The following is a 26,364-nucleotide window of genomic DNA, read 5'->3' on the forward strand; positions in this document are numbered from 1 at the left end:
CTCCCCCTGCCCCCTACGGTTGCCCAACCGCCTTACTTGGCGGAATCTCCTCAAGAGGAATGAGTGCTTCGATTACCGACTTGACAATTGGGGCGGCGACAGTAGAACCATAAGCACTTTCTCCTTTTGGTTCATCCACTAGGGCGAACACTACATACCGAGGAGATTCCACTGGCAAAATAGCCACGAAGCTAGTCATTCTAGCACCCTTAATGTAACCACCATTAGGACTAGCTTTTTGAGCTGTACCAGTTTTACCAGCAATGCGATATCCCGGAATTTGTGCCGCCTTTCCGCTACCTTCATTAACAACAGTTTCCATCATTTCCACAACCTTTTGGGTTGTTGCGGATGAAAAAATTTGGCGGGGGACGGTGTGAGTAGGTGAATCATGCATTTGCCCTTTGCTATCAATCAGTCCCCGAACTACATGGGGTGTGACCAATTTACCGCCATTGGCTAAAGCACCGTGCATTTGTACTAGTTGTATGGGCGTCATAGAAAAGCCTTGCCCAAAGGAAGTAGTAGCTGGTTCAATTGGCGAAGCGATAAATTCTTCTTGACTTTTGAGCCGGCCACCAACTTCAAAAGGTAAATCTGTATCAACTTTTTGTCCTAGCCCTAAGCGTTCTAGCCAGTTATAGTAAATTGAAGGCTTTAAGCGTTGGATAATTTGCACCATGCCAATGTTGCTGGAATATTGCAAAATCTGAGCGATGCTGATTCGCCCATTAGCATTATTCATCGCATTTTTAATAGTGTAATTAGCTACTCGAATAGAACCGGAGTCATTAAACATATCATCTGGTTTGATGACTCCATTTTCTAGAGCGATCGCTACATTCAAAGGTTTAAAAGTCGATCCCGGTTCATAAAGATCCGCCACCGTCCAGTTTTTAAATAGTGAGATATTAGCTTTAGCGTATTCATTAGGGTTATAAGTGGGCTGAGAAACGAGGGCGAGTAAGGAACCATCCAAGGCATCCATGACAATTACTGCCCCACGTTTAGCGTTAAACTTATCCATTTGTTGTTTGAGTGCAACCCGGGCAATTCGTTGCAGACGGCTATCAATAGTGAGTTGCAATCGCAAATCATCAAAATGCAAAAAACCTTCAGGGGCATGATCCGGCATCAATGCCCCATTACCCGACCGACTGAGGCGCACCGTTTGCACAGGACGTTCTAGCAACTTCTCTTGAGAATATTCCACACCTGCTTGACCACGGCGATCAAGATTCACGTAGCCCACCACATCAGAAGCCAAATCGTCTGGCGGATAATATCGGGAGTATTTTTCAGCCCACTCCAGTCCATTTAAGCGCAAAGAGCTGATGCGATCGATAGTTTCTTCGGGCAGAGCTGAAGCAAGTATAATTCCGCTTCTTTTGCTTTGAAAAGTTTTTACCAATTCAGCAGTATCTTTTGCCAATATTGGGGCAAGTCGCCCTGCCATATCTTCATTCGACTTATCAAACAGCTTGGGATGAGCGTATAAAGTATATACAGGAAGGTCAATCGCCAACAGACTACTATTGCGATCTACCACCGGGCGACGGGGCATAAAAGGTCGCAAATTCACCATTTGCTGGTTTCGCGCCTGCTCTGTTAACTTTGGCCCCTTGACAATTTGTAAATTGTACAACTTAACACCCAACCCCAGCCCTGCTGCCATTAATATGCCCCATACTATAAACAGTCGAGACTTGGTGTTAGATGTTTGATTTTGGATATTAGAGGCAAGTGTCCCTAACAATCCTCTTTTAGAACCCTTCTGTCGCCTTTTAAATGCTGGGTTCCGAAATTTTCTATTTGTTCTGCTTGGTGATTTTTGCATTGGGTTGTCCTTTGTCATTAGTCATTAGTCATTTGTCCTTTGTTGTTCGTCCTTCGTTCTTCGTCTTTTAAGTTCTGTTCCTTCTTAGAGTTGGCACTATTACCTAAAATCGACACTCAGATTTGTTTGTCTGAAACTAATGACCAATAACCAATGACCAATGACTCTTAACCTTAATACCCCAGTGGCGAGAGTGTTTGCTGTTGTGTTTGGGGATTTGGCGTTGTGTTAGACGATGCTGGCTTAGGACTACGAGATGCTGGAGATAAGAAAATCATCCCTTGAGGAGTCGGTGATACCAGCCCTGCTGTTGGTTGTTCTGCTTCCTGGGCAATTTTATTTGTCAGCGTCGCGTTGGTTGTCGTTAGTAGCCGCTCATGACGTTGGAGGTTTTGCAGCCTGCGATATGACTTACTCCAAAGCTCTTGAGAATATACCGTCCAGCCATAAACAGCAAGTGTCGATGCTACTAACAAGAACGCCAAAACTGTCGAATAACGGTGAAAGGTATACAAGCGCAGCAACCACAAAGGTGCCGCTCCAGAATTAGGCATTATGGGAAGGCGAAGAAAACCTACCCCTGAAGTTTTCTGATTTGCACTCGACTGCTCATTGAGATTTAGCACTTGTTGTCTACCCAACTGTTTCCCTGATTTGGGTATAACGTCTCCATTTGTGGAAGAAACCGCTAGCTTTTTCGGGGAACGCTGTCTTTTTTGAGAAGATACTAGTGCAGCTTCTTGGGCAGCAGGTGTAGAAGCGCTTTGTGCTGCTGATTCTATACGTGCAGAACGTCGCCTTCCTAAAGAAAGGATAGAATCTCGCCCGAACCAAGTACCCCTTGTAGAAACAGCAGATTTACGAGCAACTACCATAAATTTTTTAGATGAGAAATACTGTACTTTAGATTGATTGTCTTAATTGTCTCTTTTTGCTTAATTAAAATCGCCTTCTGTGCAACAAGCACACATAACAGACTACACCCTTTTAACTGTTCTGATAGATAGCTATACCAATTGCATCCTCTCGATATTGCAATTTTGCAATCAGCGATTAGCAATTTGACAGCTTGCCCTTTAGATATCGCACCTAAAGTATGGCAACGCAGGGCAGCAAGGTGCAATACTCCAGGAAAAAATAAATTTTTTGCTATGATAGCTCGGTTTGCTAGAAAATTTCGTAATTTCCTTCTTGCTACTGGGTTAAGAGAAACTAATCAGATGGCTATATGACACCTAATCAAAAAAAAGAATACCCCAAAGGATTGTTTTTTTTTATATGTAATCTCGTAGCATTTAAAAAAAAGCAATAAATACGGTATCGTATTCAACAGGCGAAAAATTGTTCTAGCCACAATTGGTGAAAGAGGAGTTATGAAAACAAGAATCTTTGGTTTAGCTGTAATCTTAAGTCTGGCAACAATTCTCGGAGCTTGTGAAGGCGGCGGTGGTGATGCTGGTGGTGGCGGTACTACTAGTACCCCAGCTGCTGGTGAACCAACTGATGCACCTGCTGCTGGTGGTGGGTCGTCTACACCTGCTGCTACTCCCGCAACTACTCCCGCAGCTAGTCCTACTGCTACTCCTAAATAGGACATCCTAAACTTTAGTTGAAATTATGCCCAAAACAGCTTAATTAACAACGCTCATCACCACATAGTTTGAATTAATTAGGTTAACTAAAAACCTATATTTTTCTATTGGTGTATCAGAGCCTAGAGTATGCTTGAATATCAGCTAAGTAGGGCAGCAAATAAAGGACACTGGTGATGAGGATTACCTCTTTAACCATGTGTCCGCCTAATATCCTCGCCTGACCATAAAGGCAGGTGAGCAAGGAGCAAGATAAAAAGATGTTGGAATTGCCCAGTAATAGAGGGTTTCAAGCATTTAAATTTATTTATGCTCAATGTTCAATAATTATTTCGATAGCGCAGCGTTAACGAGTCAGACGCTCCTACGTCACTAATGCAACGCTTACGAACGTCGCAAAAAGTACCATAAGAAATAATACATGCTTGCTTCAGCAGCCCTAAATTTAGGGACTTTCAATTAAAAAAATAATCAATCGCTGTGTAGGCAAAGGAGCAGGGGAGCGGAGGGGACAAGGGGACAAGGTGACAAGGTGACAAAAGTTTAGAACTTCCAACAAATCTTTCCCCTTGTCCCCAATTCTCCTTGTCCCCAATTCCTCTTTCCTCTTCTGTGACTGAACTTTATTCCAAGTCGCAGGAAGTTGAGTTATGTAAATCTAAGCCATTATGTAGGCAAAATATTTCCCTGATTTGGTGTTCGGAATGACTTAGACTCCTAACTTTTCAGAGGACAAAACAATTCATTGCGATCGCTGGCAATCCCTCTTGGGCATTCCCTGTCGTCTGCTCTGTATCAGAAGAGACCTGGTGATGTCCCTTGATATTGCCAGATTTTTATTGGGAAAATTTTTAATGGGAATGGAGAATGGAAAAAACAGATTTTCATCCTGCGTTGTGAACGCAGTTCAGATATGGAGAGAGTTAAAGCGATAAAAGCAATAAGATTATTGGGCTTAATTGTGATTAGTGGAACCTTTTTTGTGTTAATTAGCTCTTGGCGATCGCCAGTAATAGCATTACCACCACCAGAGGATACACCAGAAGAAATATTACGCACTAAAATTATCATAGAGGCGCGATCGCCTATTGATGGAAAATCCCTAACAGCTGCCGAATATATTCAATTACAAGCGCAGCTCCAACTTGCTCCGCCCCCAAAACTAGACCCCAAAATTCGAGAACAGATTTTCTTGCTTCGTATACGTAAAACCTTACTTCAGTTTTTCCCATTTTTAAATTTTTGAGAAATTCGTCATTTAGTCATTTGTGCAATGCCCCATACCCCATTTCCCATTCCCCATTCCCCATTCTGATGTAGGATAACGGTGGCGACAAAATTGCAAATAAATGTAAAGAATATATATAGATATTAAAAAAGTAGATTTAGTCAATCACGTTATATCACTTAGGTAGCTTCATGTCCATAACCACGATTGCCCCTGAACAGGTTAACAGCATCGTTTGGAATCAGCATAACGATCCCTTTGAAATATTAGGTTCTCATCCCGTAGAACAAGACGGTAAAACTGTCTGGGCTGTGCGGGCCTATCTACCAAATGCCAGTGCAGCATGGGTGGTTCTTCCTGAACAACGCAAGGAATACCCAATGCAAACAGTGCATCATCCCCACTTTTTTGAATGCACGATTGACACTCCAGAACTGGCAAACTACCAGTTAAAGATTAAAGAAGGGGAACATGAGCGTGTCACTTATGACCCTTACGCTTTCCGTTCTCCCCGCTTGACAGACTTTGATTTGCATTTGTTTAGCGAAGGCAACCATCACCGGATATACGAAAAACTGGGAGCACACCCCACGGAAATAGGCGGTGTTAAGGGCGTTTATTTTGCCGTTTGGGCACCCAATGCTCGCAACGTTTCATTGTTGGGAGATTTCAACCTCTGGGATGGGCGTAAACACCAGATGCGTAAAGGCCCCACCGGGGTTTGGGAATTGTTTATACCTGAAATCGGTGTGGGAGAGCATTACAAATATGAAATCAAAAATTTTGAAGGACACATTTACGAAAAATCTGATCCCTACGGTTTCCAGCAAGAAGTTCGCCCGAAGACAGCATCCATTGTCACTGATTTAGATGCTTACAGTTGGAATGACGAAAGCTGGATGGAAAAGCGGCGTCACACTGACCCCCTCACCCAGCCTGTCTCAGTCTATGAAGTGCATTTAGGCTCTTGGTTACACGCTTCGAGTGCAGAACCAGCTAAACTGCCAAATGGTGAAACTGAACCAGTAATTATCGTTTCTGGACTAAAGCCGGGCGCACGCTTCCTTACCTACCGAGAATTAGCTGACCGACTCATTCCTTATGTCAAAGAATTAGGATACACCCACATAGAAATGTTACCCATTGCGGAGCATCCCTTTGATGGTTCTTGGGGTTATCAAGTAACTGGTTACTATGCCCCCACCTCCCGTTTTGGCAGACCCGAAGATTTCATGTATTTTATTGACAAATGTCATGAAAATGATATTGGGGTTATTGTGGATTGGGTTCCTGGTCACTTTCCCAAAGATGGACATGGTTTAGCTTTCTTTGATGGTAGCCACCTATACGAACACGCTGACCCCCGCAAAGGCGAACACAAAGAATGGGGTACTTTGGTGTTCAACTACGGTCGCCATGAAGTAAGTAATTTTCTAGCAGCAAATGCTCTCTTCTGGTTTGACAAATACCACATTGACGGGATTCGTGTCGATGCTGTTGCCTCGATGCTCTACAATGATTATTGCCGCGAACCAGGAGAATGGCTGCCCAATCAGTACGGCGGCAGAGAAAACTTAGAAGCAGCAGATTTTCTACGTCAGGTAAATCACACCATCTTTAGCTATTTCCCAGGTGTTCTCTCAATTGCGGAAGAATCTACTTCTTGGCCAATGGTATCTTGGCCTACCTACACAGGCGGACTTGGTTTTAACTTGAAGTGGGATATGGGCTGGATGCACGATATGCTGGATTACTTCAGTATGGACCCTTGGTTCCGCCAGTTCCACCAAAACAATATCACTTTTAGTATGTGGTACAACCACAGTGAAAACTTCATGCTGGCTCTGTCCCACGATGAAGTGGTGCATGGTAAGAGCAATATCATCGGCAAAATGCCGGGGGATACATGGCAGAAGTTGGCTAATGTGCGTTGTTTATTTACCTACATGTTTGCTCACCCAGGTAAGAAAACCATGTTTATGAGCATGGAGTTTGGGCAGTGGAGTGAGTGGAATGATTGGGCTGATTTGGAGTGGCATTTATTACAGCATGAAGCCCACCAACAGTTAAAAACGTTTTTCCGGGAATTGAACCATCTCTACCGTTCTGAGCCAGTTTTGTACACCCAGGATTTTGCTGAACCTGGGTTTGAGTGGATTGACTGTAGCGATAATCGCCATAGTGTAGTTTCCTTCATGCGTCGTGACAAGGATTCTGATGATTTTGCGATCGTCGTTTGCAATTTTACACCGCAACCCCATTCTCACTACCGTATTGGTGTACCGCAGAAGGGATTTTATACAGAGTTGTTCAATAGCGATGCGCGTCAGTATGGCGGCAGCAATATGGGCAACTTAGGCGGTAAGTGGACGGATGATTGGTCTTTGCACAGTCGTCCCTATTCGCTGGATTTGTGTTTACCACCTTTGGGTGTGTTAATTCTCAAGTTGGATAAGAAGAAGACTGCTGAGGCATTGCAATAACAATTAAGGGTGGGCATCTAGCCCGCCCAAGAGTAATCAAAACTTTATTTATATATCGACAGCATTGCTAGCATTGCTGCACCATTAGAGCATGAAAGCGATCGCGCAACATCTATTTTTAAACTAGCGATCGCTCTGTATTTATCCGTGGAATTATATCTAGCACTTAGCATCAGCGCAATACTGAAGGCTGACAGTAGCTGTTTACTAGGTAATAATAAGTCCATCTGTAGATAGATGCACTCTGTATGATATGTTGCCTAAACTCCTCTTGCCACAATCCCCCCTGTTCTGATGAGATCAAGTTTTGCGCTAATTGTGGAATTCCCCTGATAATATTGCGACACTATCGCCCTATCCAAGTATTAGGTAGCGGGGGATTTGGTAAAACTTATTTGGCTGAAGACGTTGAAAAGTTCAATGAAATATGCGTCATCAAACAATTTGCACCGCAGGTACAGGGAACTGGCGCACTCCACAAGGCAACAGAATTATTTCAGCAAGAAGCAAGGCGACTGCAACAGTTAGGAGAACATCCTCAAATTCCAACGCTGTATGCATATTTTGAGGAAGATAAACGTTTGTATTTGGTACAGCAGTATGTGGAAGGGCAGAATTTATTAGAAGAATTACAACACCAGGGAATCTTTAGTGAGTTCAAAATTCGAGAATTATTGCTCGATTTATTAAATATTCTTCAATCTGTTCACCAACACAAAGTCATTCACCGAGATATTAAGCCACAGAATATTATTCGTCGCAAATCTCCCCAACCGCCAAAAAGAGATTTGGTACTCATCGATTTTGGTGTGTCTAAACAGTTGAGTGAGACAGTGGTTGTTCAACAAGGAACAACTATCGGCTCTTTTGGCTATGCACCTTTAGAACAAATGCAGGCTGGTGAAGCATATCCAGCTAGTGATTTATACAGTTTAGGTGCAACTTGCTTTCATCTGCTTACTACTATTCCCCCTTGGGAATTATGGAAAAAACAAGGATACGGCTGGATTGATAATTGGCGTCAACATTTGCGACAACCATTGAGCGAAGAATTGGCAGCTATTTTAGATAAGTTGCTGCAAACAGATTACCAGGAGCGTTATCAATCATCTGAGGCAGTTTTACAAGATTTAAATTGTTTGCCACCACTGCCAAATATCCCGCCCACGGCAACTTATTATCATCAATCATCCGCGCCACAGCCAGATATCCCACCTACGGCAACTTATTATTATCAATCATCCGCGCCCCAGTCAGATATTCCACCTACAGCAACCTATTATTATCAATCATCTCTGCCAAAGCCAGATATTCCACCTACGGCAACATATCATCATCAATCACCACTGCCGCTACCAGAAATACTGCCCACAGCAATCAACGATAATCAACTACTATCACCTGTAGATTTACCCAAACAAAAAGCTAAATCTAAAAAATCATTGCTAATAATTGGTATTATTCTGTCTTTGGGTTTAGGCGGATATGGAATTTCGCAAATTACTAATCATCTTTTTGCCAAAACCGTAGCTTATCAGAAACTGGCGCTAGTTAATAACCTGACTGGGCATACAGATTGGGTGAGTAGCCTTGCCATTAGTCCCGATGGACAAACTCTAGTAAGTGGCAGTGGAGATAGAAGCATCAAAATTTGGAATCTGCAAACCAGTGGCTTGAAAACTACTCTTTCATTGCATACAGATGTGGTGAGTTCTGTTGCGATTAGTCCAGATAGCAAGACTTTGGTAAGTGGCAGCAAAGACGGCACAATTAAGATTTGGAATCTGGAAAATGGTAGCTTGAAAAATACTCTCAGTGGACACAAAGATGCGGTTAATTCTGTTGCTATTAACCCCGATGGAGAAACTTTAGTGAGTGGGAGTGCTGACAAGACTATTAAGATTTGGGATTTGCAAACAGGGAAACTGAAAAATACTCTTACTGGGCATACTAAATCGGTTTGGCGAGTAGCTTTTAGTCCAGATGGTAAGACTTTGGTGAGTGGAAGTTACGATAATACAATCAAGATTTGGAATCTACAACCACCTTCTTTAAAAGCTACCTTTACTGGGCATACAGATTTAGTTTACTCTCTCGCCATCTCCCCAGATGGAAAAACTTTGGTGAGTGGTAGTACTGACAAAACAATCAAGATTTGGAATCTACAAACGGGTGAGTTGAAAAATACTCTCAACTGGCATAAATATGGGGTGACTTCCGTCGCCATCAGCCCAGATGGACAGACGCTGGTGAGTGGAAGTTTTGATAACACAATTAAAATTTGGAATTTGCAAACGGGTGAGTTAAAAAATACCCTGGCTGGACATACAGATTTAGTTTATGCCGTTGCTATTAGTCCAGATGGACAGACTCTGGTAAGTGGGAGTAAGGATAATACTATTAAAATGTGGCGCGTACCATAGATTTACAGTATCTTCCTTATTTAAATGTTATGTATGCAGCAAAACCCGCATTTTTTAGCGATCGCACTTCACCTACCCACTTAAGCAAATTCATACCTAGCAACCTTTTTGGGCTTTTCTATCCGTCGAACTCACGTTGAATTACGGTAATCAGTCCGTAAATAATTTATTTTCAGTCAAGCTATATTGTCACACGAATTTACCTTGTAACGATAGCTTGAGAATATATCTTTCTAGTTTTTTAATAGCTGTGACGGAAATTAACTTATGCACTTGTAAAAAAGGATTCAGCAGTCTAGACTGGGAATTTTCTTCTATACCTAAATAGGCACGCCCTGTACATAGACTATACCGTTAAGCATAATGTTGGGAGAATTAATAGTAACTGCCCCTATTGCGTCAATAGTAATTGCTCCACCTGCGTTAATAGTAATTGCTCCACCTGCATCAATCGCAATTGCTTCACCTGCGTCAATCGCAATTGCTTGTGCGGTATTAGTAATTGTAGCAGATTCCAAATCTATAGAAAGAGGAGCAGTATTATTAATCGTTCTATTAGCTTTGACGTTTATGCTACCATCAATGTCATTCAAAGTGACGGTTTGCCCCTGAGCAGTCTGTGTTTCGATAAATTTTTGTGTATCATTAAAGCTGAGGCGATGGCCAGAACCAGTTGCAGTTTGGACATAATAGCCTCGATTTTCAGTACCTTTATCATCATCAACAAATCTTACTATGTGACCAGCACGGGTTTTTATGGTGCGTAGTCTCACTTGACCGTTTTGAATTGTGTCATCTACAGTTTCAACTGTTTTATCCTTACCATTCCAAACTCCACCAATAATATAGGGTCGATGAATATCTCCATGCTCAAAGGCAACCAGAACTTCGTCGTCGATCTCAGGCAAGCAATAAAATCCTCTATCATTGCCTGCTCCTAGCCCTACCACCCTAGCCCAATGGCTTTCATCATTCATGGTTAAGGTAGGGAATTTTACTTTAACGCGCCCCCAACCTTTTGGATCGTTATTGTTAGTCACCAGACCTACTAAGAGAGTTTGGCCAGGTTGGAGATGTGTCTTGGGAGGCAATATAGAAAGTAAGCTACCTTCTCTCAGCCCTCGAACTGTAAAATTAGTTGTGTAATTCCTATGGATGTATCGGTGACAGGTTCCTGTTACGTAGTATTTGCCACTATAGCGAGTTCCCATATTTTTAAGTGTAACCACTTTGCCCGGTCGAATCATAGGGTTTCCCATAGCTTTCGCATCAGCAGTCACAAACTCTCCACTAAGTTCATTACAAAGGGACTGAGCCATTTGTTTTGCTTCTTTTGAAGTATCTACAGGTTGGTCTACCACAATCATTTTAGGAGGTTGTTTCATTTTAAACTTCTGACTGATGCTGCTCCCATCACCATTTCCTGTCTCCGTGAGCAACTGTTCCTTTGAAATGGTTTCTGAGATTAATTTTTTATTACCATAATCCCAGCTATTAACCTGGACTGAACTAACTTGTTCGGCACTGGTAACTTTAACATCAAAGCTCGTAATATCTTCAAGCCAGTCCAGCTTGAGAGAACCGTCACTTTTGGGTTTGCAAAAGTGAATCTTATTGTCCTGCACAAAGAGTTCAAACCCGATTTTTGCAGCGCGTTCCCGCAGAAATTCCATATTGGTTTGATTTTCTTGAAAAACATATTCATGGGAGACACCACTCGCATCCAATTGACCGATTTTAATCTTTGCTTCTTGAGCAATACGTCGCACAATATCGGTATCGGTAGAGTTTAAAAAAGATCGGTTGTAGCGACCCCGATGCAGTCGATGGGAAACGTCATAGCCATGCACGATAATATGGGCTTCAGATGTATGAGAAAATTTGACTTCAATACCTGTAATTTCCCCCTCAATTAATCGATCCTCTATTTCAGCCACTTGAAAGTCAAGGTCTTCTGTCGTACTAGCCTCAAATCCAATCGAAATTGGATCGCCAATATTAAAGTACTTTTCGTTTTTCCAAGGTTCGCTGTCCTCGCTCGCGGCGACATAAACATTATGAATTTTAATAATAAACATACTTGGCAGATGTAAGCTTTCATCCACAACAATTTCCAGAATGTCCTGCATTAGTTTTTCTGGTGCTTTTGCTCCACCCAGTTTGAGTATAGGTTTGTGTAAATAAAGGGTTTGACTATTTTTAGTAGGCATTGGAAGATACTCTTATTATTGTTAGGTAAAAATTAGAAGTTGTTCTTTTGACAGATAGGATAGTTATTGGATTAAGATAACCTTTAGTAAGTTTTAGAAATTAAGGAAGTTGTTTAGCAATAGCTCCTGTTGTAGGTGGCTTTCCTCCTGATATATTTTCAGGATCGACTTCTTGGAGTCCAATATTAACGATCGCTTTAACCGGTGTGCCATCAGCCAGAAATAGAGTGAGTCGATAGTTTAAACTTGTCATAACGCAGTGGAAATAGCTATCGTGCCAGGTCAAAATATACACTGGTGGGCGAGTAAGAGTATTGCTACGAGCTGTCGCACCCTTTTTAATGTTATTAATATATTCTTTAAGAACAGATGTCTTTTTTTCATAAGTATCAAATAATAAATTCTGTAATGTAAATGAATAGGGTTCTACTCCAGAAAAATTAACCTTTGGCAATAAAGTGCTTCCTCGATGGCCTACATCACTATCCCAAATTATTTGTCTAGTAAAATCAAGTTCTGATGGATTAAACATGAACTCAATATCTTTCGCCTGTCCGCTAGGGTCACTATGAACTATCAGCTTTGCTTTTTCAAGTTTCATTGCGTTTTCCTCAATTCTTTGAATGCATTAAAATTACCAGGGTAAACAGCCTACAGATCGTCCCCGTCGTTCGCGCTCATGGATTAGACGATGGTGCAAAAGCTGTTCGATTTCCTGAACCAATCTTTCCAGTACATCTGGTATTTGTTCAGATTTTGAGAAAGTCTGAGGGGTTGTAATCGTTTTTTGCGAAAAGATCCGATTGCTTTGATGGAAGCCGTTACGTTCCATCTCAAGATTTAGACGCAAATTGATGCGATCGCAAACTATTTGTGTAAGCAATTCTAAATCTTCTACTGCTTGCTGAACAGTATTGACATCTGGAGTTAGTACTTCCTCAAGTATGGGGTTTTGGGGCGCAAAAGTACCCGGTGGAAGCTGCGTTAAGTTTTGGGTTAGCGACACTTTAGCAGGTTGGTCATAGCGATCGTTGTCATAAGCCAGTAAGTCTTGAATACTAGACTGTTGTGTAGAGCGATCGCTTGATGTTTTGGCTGCATTATTTTGATTGAGCTGTCGCAATAGCTCATGAACCGTCTTGAAATCTGCTTCGTTGTCTACACCATCGTCAGAAGCGCCTTTACGCTCTGAAGATTTGGAATCAATCGGGGGCTTAAACTCACTCATGATTAAACTTGCAACTTACATTCATTTCCAGGCGCTTTCACCAAAATATCCCTTTGCATCCCTAGAGACTGCATCGCCGCCAGCAGACTGCTTGCCAATTTTCAAACCCTCAAAGGCTAAAGTTAATTCTTCAACTGCAACCATATTGCCATCGGCCTCTAAACTAGGGAGTTTCCATCCCACTGGAATGGCACCAATCAGGCACCAGCTCTTCATGATTTCTCCAGCTTGGTTGTATGTCAAAATATTAACGTTGCGTCGCCGCGTTTTTTGCTCAAATAACTCGCTTAACCATTCTGAGAAGGTATTATCATCAGTTGTCCCCCGCTTTAGGGTAATATCTGAAAAACGAGTGTGTCCTAAACTAATTCTTTGCTGCTCGTTTACGCCACCTTCGTGATATACTTCTTTTTCCACCTCAATACTGATGCCTGAACATTCTGAAAATGAGGCAACTATATTTTTCCCAATTTCTATATAGAATCGGTTGGTTGTGACGTAGTTCTCAACGTGAGAATTGGATTGTTGTGTAGCCATTTTATTGTCTTCCTGTACTAGAGTTACCGATTCTTTCTCTCTGAATTTTGATATCTGCGTTAAGTCGTTCGTAAACGCGATCGCATAATTGATGCATTAGCACCGGATTGTTGAGATATGCTTGAGCTAACTGTGCCAGACGGTTATGCTCAAAAGCTGTGTAGGTTAAGTTTGTATGACTATTTTGGGACATGGACATCACCGAATCATTGATGGATGTTAACTTCCCAAGGAGAGGCTCAGGCGATCGCTACACTATGATGTGCTTATTTCCGTGGGTAAGCCCATATTAAGGTGGTTAATGAAGGATAAAAACAGACAAAAGTCGCATTTCAAATTTCCAAAAGCAGTTCCTTAAAATTATTTCCAACTTTGAATCAGCATTTGGGCATCCTTAAAAAAGTGGCTCGTCTCAGAAATTTGTTCAGCCATAGCGATCGCATTACGGAATTTACCATTTCTAGCCAACTCTTTGGCAAAAGAAAGCCGACAAAGATCCAACTCCCGCAGTTTTTTCTGATACTGTTCCGAGCTAGGCGGCTCTTCTGAAACCATCACGTTATAAGTAGAACGATTGATGTAGCTTGAAGATGGCTGTTTTAAAGTCTTTGCCACAATTGGCTGCTTGCCTAGATGAAAACGAGATTGTAGTTGCTTTAGGTCAATCTTCCTCCAGATTGAATCAAACAATTGCCTTGTGATACTTATGAAGCGCGAAGTAAACGAGCCTGATGTCCGAAACACATCCTGAAAAATACTTGGATGGAATAGTTGAACATACGCCCGATTTTTTGGCACAATCGTCGCTGTTGATGACTGCGGAGATTGTCGCATCCCCAATTGGAAAACCGTTTGATCCAGATCGTTAGATAATGGCCGCATTGCTTGATAAACTGTTCGATCTGCTGGATTATGAATGGCTGAGTCCGAGTATTGGACAATAGTTCGATCTGTTGGGTTTTGAATGGCAGAATCTGAGTATTGGACAATAGTGTTGTTATGGTTTTGAACTACAGCAACCCCAGCAGCATTAAGATTTTTAGAATTATTATCTAAAGAAAATTGAGCAATGGTATTCGGCGTAAAGCTTACTGCCTCAACGGTTCGGGTAGGTTGGGATGAAGAACTGATCCGTTCTACCGCTCCAGGTTTTTGCAGCGAGAGAGGTACATCATTGACCAATTCTACCGAAGAAAGAGAGTCTTGGGGGCTTGGCTTCGGTAGTCTTTGCAAAACGGTCTTGTCATTTCTTGCTTCTGAAAAAGGACTTGCGACTTGCATAATGGTCACATTCTCTAGCCTGCCGGAGGCATCGCTTACTTCTACTTGTTGCAGTGCCCCCCGTAACTTTTGCTCTGAAGGGTTAAGATCGTTGGATGGATTCTGCATAGAGGTCTGTCTCATAATAATTGAGTGTATAGGTTAAGACATCAATAAACATTTATTTTCTAGACTTGTCATCTAAAAAATATTGATTGGTTTTGCACCCTTCTGAGTGCTTATCCAATTAGCACAACGTTGAAAGGAGATAATCTCAAATTGGCGCAGAGAGAGAGGCAAAAAACAGCCATACTTTTAAGCAACTACTTAGATATAAGCTATATAACTCTATATAAAGGGAGTTTAAAGCAGAAGAGATCAGACAGAAGTCTGATTCTAATTTCCTCACATCAACAAGGAAAATAATATTGCAGAACTAAAGAAGCATATTCCAAAAAAAGCGCTGGATATTCCTTGAGTACCTCTATTAACGCTCTTTTATATCTCTGTTGAGAGAAAAATGAGCGTGAGCATCCCAGTTTTTTGCAAAGAGGGTAAGAATCAGGCAGGATAGCTAATAGAAGAGTGTATTTACCGATCAATCACTCCACAAAAACAGCAGGCACTTCAAGAACATATACAGACGAGCGCTAAAATATTGTATGAATAAACGTCATCGGCTCCAGGGGAAATCTCAATGGATGTAACCGATTATCAGATTTTTAGGAGTATAAAATTGTTGTGGACATGCTGGTTGGACGCTACGAAATTATTCGAGAATTGGGTGGCGGCGGCTTTGCGATTACCTTTCTAGCAAAGGATTATCTACAACCCAGTCAGCCGTTATGTGTTGTCAAGCAATTACGTCCTGAACGTACTGAACCTCGGATTGTGGAGTTCTTTGAAACAGAAGCTACTGTTCTGGAAAAGTTGGGTAAATATTCCCAAATTCCTCAATTATTGGCGCATTTTAGAGAAAAAAGTAATCTTTATATTGTTCAAGAATTTATCGAAGGACATGACCTAAAGGCAGAAATCATTCCAGGTAAGCAATTAAGTGAAGGTTATGTCACTAAGCTATTACAAGATGTTTTAGAAGTTTTGTCCTTCGTACATAATCAGCAAGTAATTCACCGCGACATCAAGCCTGAAAATCTGATGCGGCGGCATCGGGATGGAAAGATTTTTCTGATTGACTTTGGGGCAGTCAAGGAAATTAGCACTTTAATAGTAAATGTACAAGGTAAGGTGACTTCTAGTGTCATCGTAGGTACTCCTGGCTATATGCCTAATGAGCAAAAGAATGGTAAACCCATATTTGCTAGCGATATATATGCCTTGGGAGTAATGTTGATTCAAGCATTGACGGGTGTTTCGGCAGTGGACTTTGAAGAGGATGCCAAAACAGGTGAAATTCTCTGGCGTCATCAAGCACGGGTAAGTAAGCATCTAGCTAATGTGTTAAGCAAGATGGTGCGTCGTCATTACAGTTTACGCTACGCCAACGCAACCGAAGTGCTACAAGACCTTTCAAAAAAACTGTCTCCACCACCAACACGGCCACAACAATCAGTTAACTGGTCGCGGCGCAGAGTTATTCAAACCGTAGGGTTAATGGGAGCTAGTTTTAGCTTTGCAATTGGGGTTGAGAAACTCTTGCTCAACAATGCTAAGAGAAAAGCTTTGCCATCAAACTCATCTATTCCCGCAAATAATATTCCAGTACCTTTGCCGAATGAGACTCCAGCATTACCTACAAAAAGCGTAAATACTAAGGAATTAGCTTTAAAAACCTTCCAGTTTGAAGTCATGAAGGTAGATAAGCAAGGAAACATTACTACAATCACTCCTGGTCAGGCAATTTATTTTATAGAAGACCTTGGTAACGGCAACATACTGGAGATGGTAGAAATTCCTGGCGGTCATTTTCTCATGGGTTCACCAGTAGGAGAAAAACAGCGAAACACAAATGAGGGGCCGCAGCATCCTATGACCATTAAAGTTTTTTTCATGGGTAAATTTACGGTCACGCAAGAACAGTATCAAGCAGTTATGGGAATCAACCCCTCTTACTTCCAAGGGGCTAATCGACCTGTCGAACAAGTAAGTTGGAATGATGCAGTCAAGTTTTGTCAAAAGCTGTCACTCATGACTAACAAGAACTATCGTTTACCCAGCGAGGCGGAGTGGGAGTATGCATGTCGAGCTGGAACGACTACCCCATTCTATTTTGGTGAGACGATTACGACTGAGATAGCTAACTATAATGGCGGTTATATTTATGGTTCTGCTCCTCCGGGTGAAAATCGTCAGGAGACTATGGATGTTGGTAGTTTACCTGCGAATGCTTTTGGTTTGTATGAGATGCATGGCAATGTCTGGGAATGGTGTCAAGACAAATACCACAATGATTACCGTGGAATGCCTGCTGATGGAAGTGCTTGGGTAAGTGGAAATAATAATCCTTGCCTGCTGCGAGGTGGTTCATGGTTAACTCAGTCAAGCGTCTGCCGTTCATCTGCCCGTTTAGACGGAGGCAATTCGGATGTAGCGTTCTACGACTTCGGCTTTAGGGTGGTTTGCACACCAGGGTAAACACATCTTATTTACTAATAAAAAGTAAAAAGAATTCCCCAATTATCTAAATAACAGAACAATCAAAGGTTGTATAACGTGCAACAGATCAAAAGTTGTTGCACGTTATGCCAAATAAACTAACGCGCCTACATATTGCACTATTTCCGTGTAGACAGTTATTAATTAAAAGTGTTTACCAAAAAAGGCAGAGGGCAAAAGGCAGTCCCGATGTGGTAAATAATTTGGCATTCGATATCTCCACCCACACTTACCACCAATTGATAGAAGACTGAAAGCTCTGGCAAAGTGTAGCTTTGTTACAAGAACTCTGGAAAAGGAAGAAACAGGGCAAATGCGATGATCGCCCGCAGGCTACAGCACTTGTGTGTACACGCTTCAAAGGCGTTTGTTGACTAACCCCAATGAGTAGCACACCGTCTAGAAGTGTCCACTTGTCAAGCATGTGTAACTTTTGTTAATATTAAGTCAAGGGAATATATAAAGCTAATGTTGCAAAACACCGGAGAGTAAAAACTATGGATATCCCTATGGAGCTTAACTTAGAGCAAAAATTTAACCTCAAACTTTACGAAGAGCAAATTAAGGGGTTAAACCAGGAAGAATCTAACAAATTGCTTTTAGAGGTGCTGCGGCAGTTAATGGTCAAAGACAATATGATCAAGCATCTTCTCAAGCAGACTTAACTAACTGGGGATATTTGTTAATTTTCTAGAGGACAAATAGAAACAAAAGGATGTAGCAAGCCTTCTTTAGATAAAACTGCAAGCCGACTCTATCCTCTGGCGGTATATATTCAATCTCAACAACAACTGGCGTTAATGTTGCTCCTGCCTAAGGAGGTTCATCTCCACAAAGTTCATTACCAAAAGCTTGTCGGATTTACTCAGCACGATCGCACTATTTTTTAGAACCAAGCAGAAAAATGGGCATGAGGCATTTGTCAATGTTATTTATCTTCTGCTTTCTTATCTTCTTCATCGCCTCACAATCCCAATCCCCGTTACCCCTTCGCCCCTAATCTTCAAAGCGTACCCCTAGTTCCCCAGTCAGACTAATCCTGACTGGGGATTGTTTGTTAAGGATTATTACTTAGTTTCTCATAACTGAGACTAAGATAGGTGTCATCTTTTATGTTCTATATTGTCTTGTTCAGGGAACAGGCAATCAAGTTTCAGAGAAAACCAATTTTTAAGGAGAGCGAAATGCTTGACGCTTTTTCTAGATCTGTAGTTTCAGCAGATGCCAGCACTACTCCCGTATCTGATATTGCTGCTCTCAGAGCTTTCGTTGCTAATGGTAACAGACGTTTGGATGCTGTAAATGCGATCGCTAGCAACGCTAGCTGCATCGTCTCTGATTCTGTTGCTGGAATGATCTGCGAAAACCAAGGTTTGATCCAAGCTGGTGGTAACTGCTATCCTAACCGTCGCATGGCTGCTTGTCTGCGTGATGCTGAAATCATCTTACGCTATGTAACCTATGCTTTATTAGCTGGTGACGCTTCAGTTCTAGATGATCGTTGTTTGAATGGTTTGAAAGAAACTTATGCCGCTCTTGGCGTACCCACAACCTCTACAGTACGTGCCGTTCAAATCATGAAGGCGTGTGCAGCTGCTCACATTCAAGATAACCCCAGTGAGGCTCGTGCTGGTGCAAAATTGCGTAAGATGGGTTCTCCTGTCGTAGAAGATCGCTGCGCTAGCTTGGTTGCGGAATCTTCCAGCTACTTTGATCGCGTAATTTCTGCTCTGAGCTAAGGAATTTGCGAATCGCAATTCACTCAACAGATTGACATCCAACACAGTTTAAATAAAAAGTCTTTTGGGAGATTTAAGAAATGAAATCAGTTGTTACCACCGTTATCGCATCTGCTGATGCCGCAGGTCGTTTTCCCAGCACCTCTGATTTAGAATCAGTACAAGGTTCTATCCAACGTGCTGCTGCTCGTTTGGAAGCTGCTGAAAAGCTAGCTAATAACATTGATGCAGTCGCAACCGAAGCTTACGACGCTGCGATCAAAAAATATTCTTACTTGAACAACGCTGGTGAAGCTAATTCCACCGATACATTTAAGTCGAAGTGTGCTCGTGACATCAAGCACTACCTGCGCCTTATTCAATACAGCTTGGTAGTTGGCGGTACTGGCCCATTGGATGAGTGGGGTATTGCTGGACAACGTGAAGTTTATCGCGCTTTGGGCTTGCCCACTGCTCCTTATGTTGAAGCTTTAAGCTTTGCTCGCACCCGTGGTTGTGCGCCTCGTGATATGTCTGCTCAAGCATTGACTGAGTACAATGCTTTACTAGACTACGCTATTAACTCTCTCTCCTAGTTTGTTGCCAAACTTGTCATTTGGTGACAAGAGTATATTGTGACTCTACAAGCCTGGAGGTTCTTGGCTCTTTGCTTTGCCTGTTAAGGTTGAGTAATGGCAAAGAATCTTCAGGTTTATTTTGTCTTAATAGGATTCGGCAAGTTGATATATATGGATAAACGCTTTTCTAATTTTTTTAATCTCACAGAAGACCAGGCGATCGCTCTTTTGGATACGCCTCAAGACCAATTGAGTGAGGATGATTCACGTTATATTGCCGCTTCTCATTTAATTAATTTTCCCACAGAGCGATCAATTAAAGCGCTGATGCAGGCGGTGCAGCAAACTGACCCCTCATTGGATAACCGCATCGTCCGCCGCAAGTCGGTAGAGACTTTGGGGCGACTGCAAGCTGAGTCAGCTTTACCTGTGATTCGCACCTGTCTTTTTGATGAAGACTGCTACACCGTGGAAAATGCTGTTTGGGCGATCGGTGAAATTGGGACTCAAGACCCCGATATTTTAGAAGATGTTGCTCAATTGCTGGATAAGCCAGGGCAAACCTATCGAGTAATTATTCATACATTAACAAAGTTTAATTATCAACCTGCCCTAGAACGAATTCGCAAATTTGTAGATGATACCGATCCACCGACAGCTAGTGCAGCAATGGCCGCAGTTTGCCGTTTAACTGGCGACTATTCCCAGATGGGAAAAGTAGTGGCAATGTTACAACACCCAAATGTGTTAGGACGGCGGTTGTCTATCCAAGATTTAATGGATGCCCGTTACTATGATGCAATACCCTATATTGCTCGATGTCCAGTATCTTTGGTGTTTCGATTGCGAGGAATTCGGACTTTGGCAGAAGCCGGAATCGCTGCGGGAGCAATTACTTTTGCCACGATTCAACCTTATTTAGAGCAGACGTTATACGACCACCCAAATGATCTGAGTTTGGTTCATAGTTACCCAAGCCCCCCTACTTTACCAGTTCTGATTCGGGGATTGTATGAAACAGACTTTGGGCGCTGCTATTTGGCAGCTAAAACTATTCTTGACCATCACGCTGATGCTGCTCCTGAAGCTTTGTTTGCTACCTACGCCGAAGAAGCAAATAATGATTATGGCGCTCACTTCCATGTGATAAAGCTGTTCGGTTGGTTGAAACACACCCCAGCTTACGATTTACTAGTTGAAGGCTTGCATAACAAACAACCACAGTTTCAAAAATCACGGGCAGCAGCAGCGATCGCTCTTGGTGAACTCGGCGGTCCACGGGCAATTCCCGAACTGAAACTTTGTCTAGAAACCAAAATTTGGGATCTGAAGTATGCCGCATTGATGGCGCTAGAAAAACTTGGTGATACCAGTGGTTATGAACAAGTCGCCAATGATGATGATTGGCTGGTTCGTGAAAAAGCCAAGTCAACCCCTACGGGGAATTAAAAATTAAAAATTAAAAATTAAAAATTAATCACACCGATGATAAATCTAGAGGGTTGAAGAAGAGGCAAGGGAGCAGGGAGCAAGGGGGAAAGTTAAAATGGGGATTCGGCCCAATCAATTCGAGAACCACTGCACATTAATGATAATTTATTAAAATCTTGTTATGTCCACAGAAGAACTATTCCAACAACTAAAACACCCCAACCCTCACCTACGCGACCAAGCAATGTGGGAATTGGCTGAGAATCCCGATGAGACAACTATTCCCCGGTTGATGAGTATTCTTGATGAAGAGGATACCACCTATCGACGAGCTGCCGTCAAGGCTCTAGGAGCGATCGGGCCTGATGCAGTGACTCCTCTAGTTGAAGCTTTGCTCAATAGTGATAATGTCACCGTCCGGGGAAGTGCAGCCAAAGCACTGGCACAAGTCGCCATTAATCATCCAGATGTTCCCTTTGCAGCTGAAGGTGTGCAGGCTTTAACGACTGCTCTTAATGACCCCAATCCTGTAGTGAATATTGCAGCTGTCATGGCTCTAGGTGAAATTGGTTCTCCCGTGGTGGATGTTTTGATTGAAGCATTGCAAAGCACAGACAACCCAGCACTGGCAATTTCTATCGTGAATGCCCTTGTCTCAATTGGCGATCGCCGAGGTGTGGAAGTGCTACAATCCCTCATTCAGGATGAATCCACCGACTCCTATGTACGCGAGTCTGCCACTAGTGCATTATCTCGCCTAGAGATGACAGTGAAGTTTCAGCGAGGAGAAAAGTAATATCAATAGGACGAAAATAGCTTGGTAGAGGGAATTTGTGTGGTTGGTAAAATATAAAATAAACCCAACAAAGTTCCTTTACCCTGATAACCGTGAACCTCCAAATCGGCAAAGATAAACCACTTGCAACCACCAGTACAAATATCGTAGAAACAGAAAAAATTCTCTGTCCTCATTGTCAGCGCACAGCGACAAACGGCATTAAATGTAAGGGAATTTGTGTAGCTGACAGTGATTATTAATAGACAGCAACCAACTTCTAACCAAAACTCTTAGTCGATATGTACATTCAAATTAAACCAGAACTAGAGCAATTTATTCAGGCACAGTTAGCAAGTGGTAGATTCGCTAGTGCTGATGATGTCATTAATGAAGCCTTTAAACTGCTACAAGAAAGAGAGCAAAGACTTGAAGAATTACGCCAAAAAATTGCTGTAGGAATTGAACAAATTGAAGCAGGACAGGTAACTGATGGCGAAGCTGTATTTGCTAGATTTCAAGAAAAAATTCGTCTAATTGCTGAGGAGTCCTCTGAATGAATAATTATTCACTTTCAGAGGCAGCAATTAAAGATTTAGATGAAATTTGTGAATATATTGCTCGGATTAACCCAAAAGCAGCCTCTAAGCTTTTTGATGACATTCGTGCCAAGTGTAAATTATTAGCTAATTTCCCAAATATGGGTAAAGATTATAGCATAATTGTACCAAACCTGCGCGGATTTGTTGTGGATAATTATATTATATTTTACTACCCAAGAGAAGATGGAATTAGTGTTGCTCGTGTTGCCAGTGGGTATCGTGATTTAGAATCTTTGTTCACAGATGAATAATAAAACTATAACTGTGTCTTTGGTCTAGAATTTATTGCTGTGTTTAAGAGCATAAAACCAAAATGGTACTAAATTAGTACCAAAAAAGTAACCTCCAAAGCGATGCCTACGCCGGGCTTTTTCGCAATAAGCAAGAGTTAATGACATTATTTTAAACTTTATTGAGAATATACTTCACTTATTGACATAATACGGTCGCCCTGAGCAAGCACCTGAACGGGAACATTACCAATCATCTGTTTCGGACTGGCGTTCAATTTGCGCGATCGCTAATTTCGCCAGAACCCGCACTACCTCTTGTTCATCATTAAGTAGCGCCTGTAATGATTCTAATGCACTGCGATCGCCAATTTTACCAAGGGAATTGATTGCTGCCTTCCTCACATCTAAATCAGTATCTTGAATTGCCAAAATTAAATGCGGCACAGAGGGAGGATAATTTACTTGTCCCAAGGCTGCGGCTGCTTCAGTGCGGATAAGTGCTTCTGGATCAGTCAAAGCAGAAACTAGAAGGTTGCAGGATTTTTCGTCTGACTGCTCTTGTGCCACATGACCAAGGGCGCCGATGACAGCACATCGGACATCCAAAGAAGCGGCATTCAACGCTTTGTATAAATGGTCTGCTGCTTCTGATCCAATAAACGCCAACGCCCATGCAGCAAGACCCTTAATATCCTGTGGATGCTCGTCTGATGCTAAAATTCCCAGCAACGCTGGTACAGATGCTTCTCCTGTTCTGGCCAACGCCCCGGCGGCTGAACTTCTGACTACCCTATCTTCATCGTTCAGAAAAGCATGAAGCAAGTCTGGCACAGCACACGGGTCAGATATGATAGTGAGTGTCTTCGCAGCAGCCCGACGCACAACTACATTAGAATGATTTGCCAGTGCTTCTACAAGAAATGGCGTTGCTACTTCACCAATTTCACCCAAGGTTTCGGCAAACCGCAGTCGAACCATTCCCCTTGGATCTCCTAAACCCTCCACGAGTTGTTTGAGAACTTTTTGATCTGTAGAATCGAAAGTTTCTAGTGTAATCTGCTCATTTACCCTTTGAACCAGATCATCATTTTCAGCTTGCACTCGCAGGATGAGATCATCCACTGCTGGAGCTTTGGAGTTGAGCGATTGACTCATGACAAATTTCCTATCACCGTTATTGTTAAATGATCTAGTACAGACCGGCGGAAATAAACCTACCGTTTTATTACAGCCAGAAAGCCTAAAATTAAAGATTTTTGACTTTTGATTGTCGCTTCCCTCCAATTAAAAATTGAAAATGTAAAATTAAGAATTGAGAAAAATCCCTAAATTTTTAATTTTTAATTCTTAATTTTTAATTCTCCGAAGAGGTACTAGTTACCAGATGTCAGAGTAGATTGCTGCTGTCGTAGTGACTCAAGGGTTGCATCTAGCTGGGTAAGTTGAGGTTGCAGGCTAACAAGTGCTTGTGCCTTCATAATTTTGGCACGCTGCGCCATTGACAAGGTATCGTTAACCAGACGTTCCCGATATTCTTGTAATTCAGCGATCGCTTCTGTGAGTTCTTCAAGGCTGGTTTGAGCGCTTGAGGTGAGTTCTGTAGTATCAGCCATATCCTTTGTGTTTCCTAAAAGTAGATTTAAAATCCCCATGTTCGATTTTCTCAGATTCAGTCATCAACGGACAAACCTTTTTTATAGTCCTAGTTCTACCTTTGATACCAACTTCGGATAGGTAATCTTGTTTCAAACTTATAGAAGAGTTTATTTATCAAGATTTTCAATTTTATTATCCAAAATCCAAAATTTAAAATCCAAAATTGGTATAGCAGTCCTAAATCATTCGTGAAAATTATATCTCTCTTTATTTCTTTCCTTCCTTGGCGTCCTTGGCGTCCTTGGCGGTTCGTTTCTTAATCTATATTTTTCACAACTCAAATAGGATTGCTATATTGCTTCATCTAATCGCTGATGCTAGCTTTCTTTCCAAATCGAATAAAAACCCGTGGATATATTCTTCTGTCCACTCAGCACCGTAAAAACGGGTGAACATTCCCCGTGCTGGGTCTTTTTCGGCTCGATAGCGGAGATAACGCAGTTGAGCCTGTTCAATATCTGCTAAATATTTGGAGTCGGTTATCGGCTGCGCCTGGTCAACAAAATCTAGGTAGGCTTGTAGATAGTCTTTGAAGGCTGCAAACACATGGGTTTCCACTACCTCAGTTTCCTGGGGGCGCGTCCAGAGAAAGGCGGGTGAGAAAAAGGGCTGGGCTTCTTCGGGAAAGTCGCCCCCCCAAGGTAGATGCTGCTGATGTGCGTGAAAAGTTGGCAGCATAGGCTGGGTATACTTCGCCTGATATCCCAAATCATCCCGAAATAGGGGTTGCATATCGAGGGCAATTAAGTGTCCTCCTGGCAAGGTAACTAAATCTGCGCCAAAGAAGGGCAAATCGTAATTCAGATGGGGAAAAATAACGAAATTTAATACTTGAAGTGAGTTACCCCCTTGGACATGGGCGGCTCGAATTTGCCGGAGTTTGTTAGTTTGATAGGCATAGCTAGTCGTTAAGACCTCTTGTTGATGTTTGCCTTTGCCCACTTTTGCTTGCTTCGACTCAAACCCTTGAGGAATTGCATAAGGCTGCAAATTCAAGCGTTCCTGCAAAAGCGCGATCGCATAATCTAAAAATGGCTGATAGAGAGTCAATGTCGCTTCGCTCCCAATTAAAAATTCAAAATTCAAAATTAACTATCACCATTTTTTTGTGGTGATGTAGATTTAAAGCACTATTTGGCTGCATTAACTACTAATGGCACAGCATCCTCAAACAAAAATTCATGCAAAAATCGCTCTGACCATTGATGTCCAAAGTAGCTACTGAACAAACCAGATGCAGGATCGCGATCGGCACTATATTGATCGTAGTCTTTTTGGGCTTTGACAATCCGTTGAATGTCTGACTGGTCGCTCAGAGGTTTAGCTTGGAGTAACATTTGCCAGTACAAATTCAGATAGTCTTTGAATGCCTCAAAGACTCTCGTTTTTACTGTTTCTGCATCGGTTTTGGCAAATAAGAGATATTTTGAGAAGTACTGATTAGCATCGTAAAATTTCATTTCCAAGCCTTGTGCCAAGTCTGGATACTTATCATGTAATGTCTGCAATGGATGTATATACTTCCTCAAGTAAGCTTCATCTTGAAATAAAGGTTGGAAATCCATCACAATCAGGTTTTTCACCTGACCGAAAGACAGAAAATCAATGCCGAGTAAAGGCAACTCGTAATTATGACTAGGATAAATCACACTATTAAGAATTTGGGCACTTGCGCCTGCATCAATGTATGTATAGCGGATTTTCCGTAACTGTGGGCACTGATAGCACCAACTCTGAATTGTGGCGGGGTTTCTGCCGCGATCGCTCACCTGATACTCTAGTCCTGGGGGAATTGGGCGACTTTCTAATGTAAACCGTTGCAAAAGCCATTGTTCCAGATGCTCAAGGAAGCACTTATACATAAAATTTATAGCCTAATTTGCCTTAACCCCAGAGAATAGGGTATTCCCAGATTCGCCGTCTCGAATATGTTAAACAAAGCAACGATCCTTAACGT

Annotated in this window: 26 protein-coding genes; 13 read left to right on the forward strand and 13 right to left on the reverse strand. The window is 42.0% G+C overall.

What is annotated here, in order from left to right; translation table 11 throughout:
- Positions 1–13: 13 nt before the first annotated feature.
- Both RMY00_RS01510 and RMY00_RS01515 read right to left on the reverse strand, forming a co-directional pair.
- The gene (locus RMY00_RS01510) at positions 14–1,837 is read right to left on the reverse strand and encodes a penicillin-binding protein 2 (protein WP_322646019.1); all 1,824 of its coding nucleotides are present in this window, start codon (positions 1,835–1,837) and stop codon (positions 14–16) included.
- 173 nt (positions 1,838–2,010) lie between these two features.
- A complete protein-coding gene (locus RMY00_RS01515) occupies positions 2,011–2,712 on the reverse strand; it encodes a hypothetical protein (RefSeq protein WP_322645864.1) in 702 nt (233 codons plus the stop codon).
- Between the two features lie 498 nt (positions 2,713–3,210).
- Between RMY00_RS01515 and RMY00_RS01520 the strand changes: the two genes are divergently transcribed.
- The 3 genes from RMY00_RS01520 to glgB all read left to right on the forward strand — a co-directional run bounded on the left by RMY00_RS01520 (position 3,211) and on the right by glgB (position 7,140).
- Complete coding sequence (locus RMY00_RS01520) at positions 3,211–3,429, forward strand: hypothetical protein (RefSeq protein ID WP_322645865.1); 219 nt, start codon at positions 3,211–3,213, stop codon at positions 3,427–3,429.
- A gap of 913 nt (positions 3,430–4,342) precedes the next feature.
- Positions 4,343–4,675, forward strand: coding sequence for a hypothetical protein (locus RMY00_RS01525; protein ID WP_322645866.1), 333 nt, complete (start codon positions 4,343–4,345; stop codon positions 4,673–4,675).
- 173 nt (positions 4,676–4,848) lie between these two features.
- Positions 4,849–7,140 (forward strand): 1,4-alpha-glucan branching enzyme, encoded by a 2,292-nt coding sequence (gene glgB, locus RMY00_RS01530; protein ID WP_322645867.1) that lies wholly within the window; start codon positions 4,849–4,851, stop codon positions 7,138–7,140.
- Positions 7,141–7,184: 44 nt separating this feature from the next.
- On the opposite strand, the gene RMY00_RS01535 is transcribed toward glgB, so the two are convergent.
- The gene (locus RMY00_RS01535; RefSeq protein ID WP_322645868.1) at positions 7,185–7,367 is read right to left on the reverse strand and encodes a hypothetical protein; all 183 of its coding nucleotides are present in this window, start codon (positions 7,365–7,367) and stop codon (positions 7,185–7,187) included.
- A 111-nt stretch (positions 7,368–7,478) separates the two neighbouring features.
- On the opposite strand from RMY00_RS01535, the gene RMY00_RS01540 reads away from it, so the two are divergent.
- Positions 7,479–9,563 carry a protein kinase domain-containing protein gene (locus RMY00_RS01540; RefSeq protein WP_322645869.1) on the forward strand — a complete coding sequence of 695 codons (2,085 nt, stop codon included), beginning with the start codon at positions 7,479–7,481 and terminating at the stop codon, positions 9,561–9,563.
- A 320-nt stretch (positions 9,564–9,883) separates the two neighbouring features.
- On the opposite strand, the gene RMY00_RS01545 is transcribed toward RMY00_RS01540, so the two are convergent.
- From RMY00_RS01545 to RMY00_RS01570, 6 genes are all read right to left on the reverse strand, one after another.
- Positions 9,884–11,773 carry a VgrG-related protein gene (locus RMY00_RS01545; RefSeq protein WP_322645870.1) on the reverse strand — a complete coding sequence of 630 codons (1,890 nt, stop codon included), beginning with the start codon at positions 11,771–11,773 and terminating at the stop codon, positions 9,884–9,886.
- Between the two features lie 100 nt (positions 11,774–11,873).
- Complete coding sequence (locus RMY00_RS01550) at positions 11,874–12,374, reverse strand: hypothetical protein (RefSeq protein ID WP_322645871.1); 501 nt, start codon at positions 12,372–12,374, stop codon at positions 11,874–11,876.
- Between the two features lie 33 nt (positions 12,375–12,407).
- On the reverse strand, positions 12,408–13,001 hold the full coding sequence (locus tag RMY00_RS01555; RefSeq protein WP_322645872.1) for a hypothetical protein: 594 nt from the start codon (positions 12,999–13,001) through the stop codon (positions 12,408–12,410).
- 21 nt (positions 13,002–13,022) lie between these two features.
- Positions 13,023–13,538 (reverse strand): phage tail protein, encoded by a 516-nt coding sequence (locus RMY00_RS01560; protein WP_322645873.1) that lies wholly within the window; start codon positions 13,536–13,538, stop codon positions 13,023–13,025.
- A gap of 1 nt (position 13,539) precedes the next feature.
- Positions 13,540–13,731: a hypothetical protein gene (locus RMY00_RS01565; RefSeq protein ID WP_322645874.1), complete on the reverse strand. Its 192-nt coding sequence runs from the start codon at positions 13,729–13,731 to the stop codon at positions 13,540–13,542.
- 167 nt (positions 13,732–13,898) lie between these two features.
- Positions 13,899–14,942: a hypothetical protein gene (locus RMY00_RS01570; RefSeq protein WP_322645875.1), complete on the reverse strand. Its 1,044-nt coding sequence runs from the start codon at positions 14,940–14,942 to the stop codon at positions 13,899–13,901.
- Positions 14,943–15,545: 603 nt separating this feature from the next.
- Here RMY00_RS01570 and RMY00_RS01575 point away from each other — a divergent pair.
- From RMY00_RS01575 to RMY00_RS01615, 9 genes are all read left to right on the forward strand, one after another.
- Complete coding sequence (locus tag RMY00_RS01575; protein WP_322646020.1) at positions 15,546–17,393, forward strand: bifunctional serine/threonine-protein kinase/formylglycine-generating enzyme family protein; 1,848 nt, start codon at positions 15,546–15,548, stop codon at positions 17,391–17,393.
- A gap of 518 nt (positions 17,394–17,911) precedes the next feature.
- Positions 17,912–18,079, forward strand: coding sequence for an NblA/ycf18 family protein (locus tag RMY00_RS01580; protein ID WP_109008822.1), 168 nt, complete (start codon positions 17,912–17,914; stop codon positions 18,077–18,079).
- 519 nt (positions 18,080–18,598) lie between these two features.
- Positions 18,599–19,153 (forward strand): C-phycoerythrin subunit beta, encoded by a 555-nt coding sequence (cpeB, locus tag RMY00_RS01585; RefSeq protein ID WP_322645876.1) that lies wholly within the window; start codon positions 18,599–18,601, stop codon positions 19,151–19,153.
- 80 nt (positions 19,154–19,233) lie between these two features.
- Complete coding sequence (gene cpeA / locus RMY00_RS01590; RefSeq protein WP_322645877.1) at positions 19,234–19,728, forward strand: C-phycoerythrin subunit alpha; 495 nt, start codon at positions 19,234–19,236, stop codon at positions 19,726–19,728.
- Positions 19,729–19,881: 153 nt separating this feature from the next.
- Complete coding sequence (locus RMY00_RS01595; RefSeq protein ID WP_322646021.1) at positions 19,882–21,159, forward strand: HEAT repeat domain-containing protein; 1,278 nt, start codon at positions 19,882–19,884, stop codon at positions 21,157–21,159.
- A 163-nt stretch (positions 21,160–21,322) separates the two neighbouring features.
- Entirely contained in the window at positions 21,323–21,937 is a 615-nt protein-coding gene (locus RMY00_RS01600) for a HEAT repeat domain-containing protein (RefSeq protein ID WP_322645878.1), read from the forward strand.
- 92 nt (positions 21,938–22,029) lie between these two features.
- The gene (locus RMY00_RS01605; protein WP_322645879.1) at positions 22,030–22,179 is read left to right on the forward strand and encodes a hypothetical protein; all 150 of its coding nucleotides are present in this window, start codon (positions 22,030–22,032) and stop codon (positions 22,177–22,179) included.
- Between the two features lie 39 nt (positions 22,180–22,218).
- On the forward strand, positions 22,219–22,476 hold the full coding sequence (locus tag RMY00_RS01610) for a type II toxin-antitoxin system ParD family antitoxin (protein ID WP_322645880.1): 258 nt from the start codon (positions 22,219–22,221) through the stop codon (positions 22,474–22,476).
- Positions 22,473–22,769 (forward strand): type II toxin-antitoxin system RelE/ParE family toxin, encoded by a 297-nt coding sequence (locus RMY00_RS01615; RefSeq protein WP_322645881.1) that lies wholly within the window; start codon positions 22,473–22,475, stop codon positions 22,767–22,769. The genes RMY00_RS01610 and RMY00_RS01615 overlap by 4 nt, the downstream gene beginning before the upstream one ends.
- A 225-nt stretch (positions 22,770–22,994) precedes the next feature.
- Here the strand turns inward: RMY00_RS01615 and RMY00_RS01620 are convergent, their stop codons facing one another.
- The 4 genes from RMY00_RS01620 to RMY00_RS01635 all read right to left on the reverse strand — a co-directional run bounded on the left by RMY00_RS01620 (position 22,995) and on the right by RMY00_RS01635 (position 26,269).
- Positions 22,995–23,906, reverse strand: coding sequence for a HEAT repeat domain-containing protein (locus RMY00_RS01620; RefSeq protein WP_322645882.1), 912 nt, complete (start codon positions 23,904–23,906; stop codon positions 22,995–22,997).
- 218 nt (positions 23,907–24,124) lie between these two features.
- On the reverse strand, positions 24,125–24,403 hold the full coding sequence (locus tag RMY00_RS01625) for a hypothetical protein (protein WP_322645883.1): 279 nt from the start codon (positions 24,401–24,403) through the stop codon (positions 24,125–24,127).
- A gap of 304 nt (positions 24,404–24,707) precedes the next feature.
- The gene (locus RMY00_RS01630; RefSeq protein ID WP_416212024.1) at positions 24,708–25,493 is read right to left on the reverse strand and encodes a phycoerythrobilin:ferredoxin oxidoreductase; all 786 of its coding nucleotides are present in this window, start codon (positions 25,491–25,493) and stop codon (positions 24,708–24,710) included.
- A gap of 44 nt (positions 25,494–25,537) precedes the next feature.
- Positions 25,538–26,269 (reverse strand): 15,16-dihydrobiliverdin:ferredoxin oxidoreductase, encoded by a 732-nt coding sequence (locus RMY00_RS01635; RefSeq protein ID WP_322645884.1) that lies wholly within the window; start codon positions 26,267–26,269, stop codon positions 25,538–25,540.
- Between the last annotated feature and the right edge of the window lie 95 nt (positions 26,270–26,364).

Source organism: Nostoc sp. ChiVER01, from assembly GCF_034531155.1.
Classification (GTDB): domain Bacteria; phylum Cyanobacteriota; class Cyanobacteriia; order Cyanobacteriales; family Nostocaceae; genus Nostoc.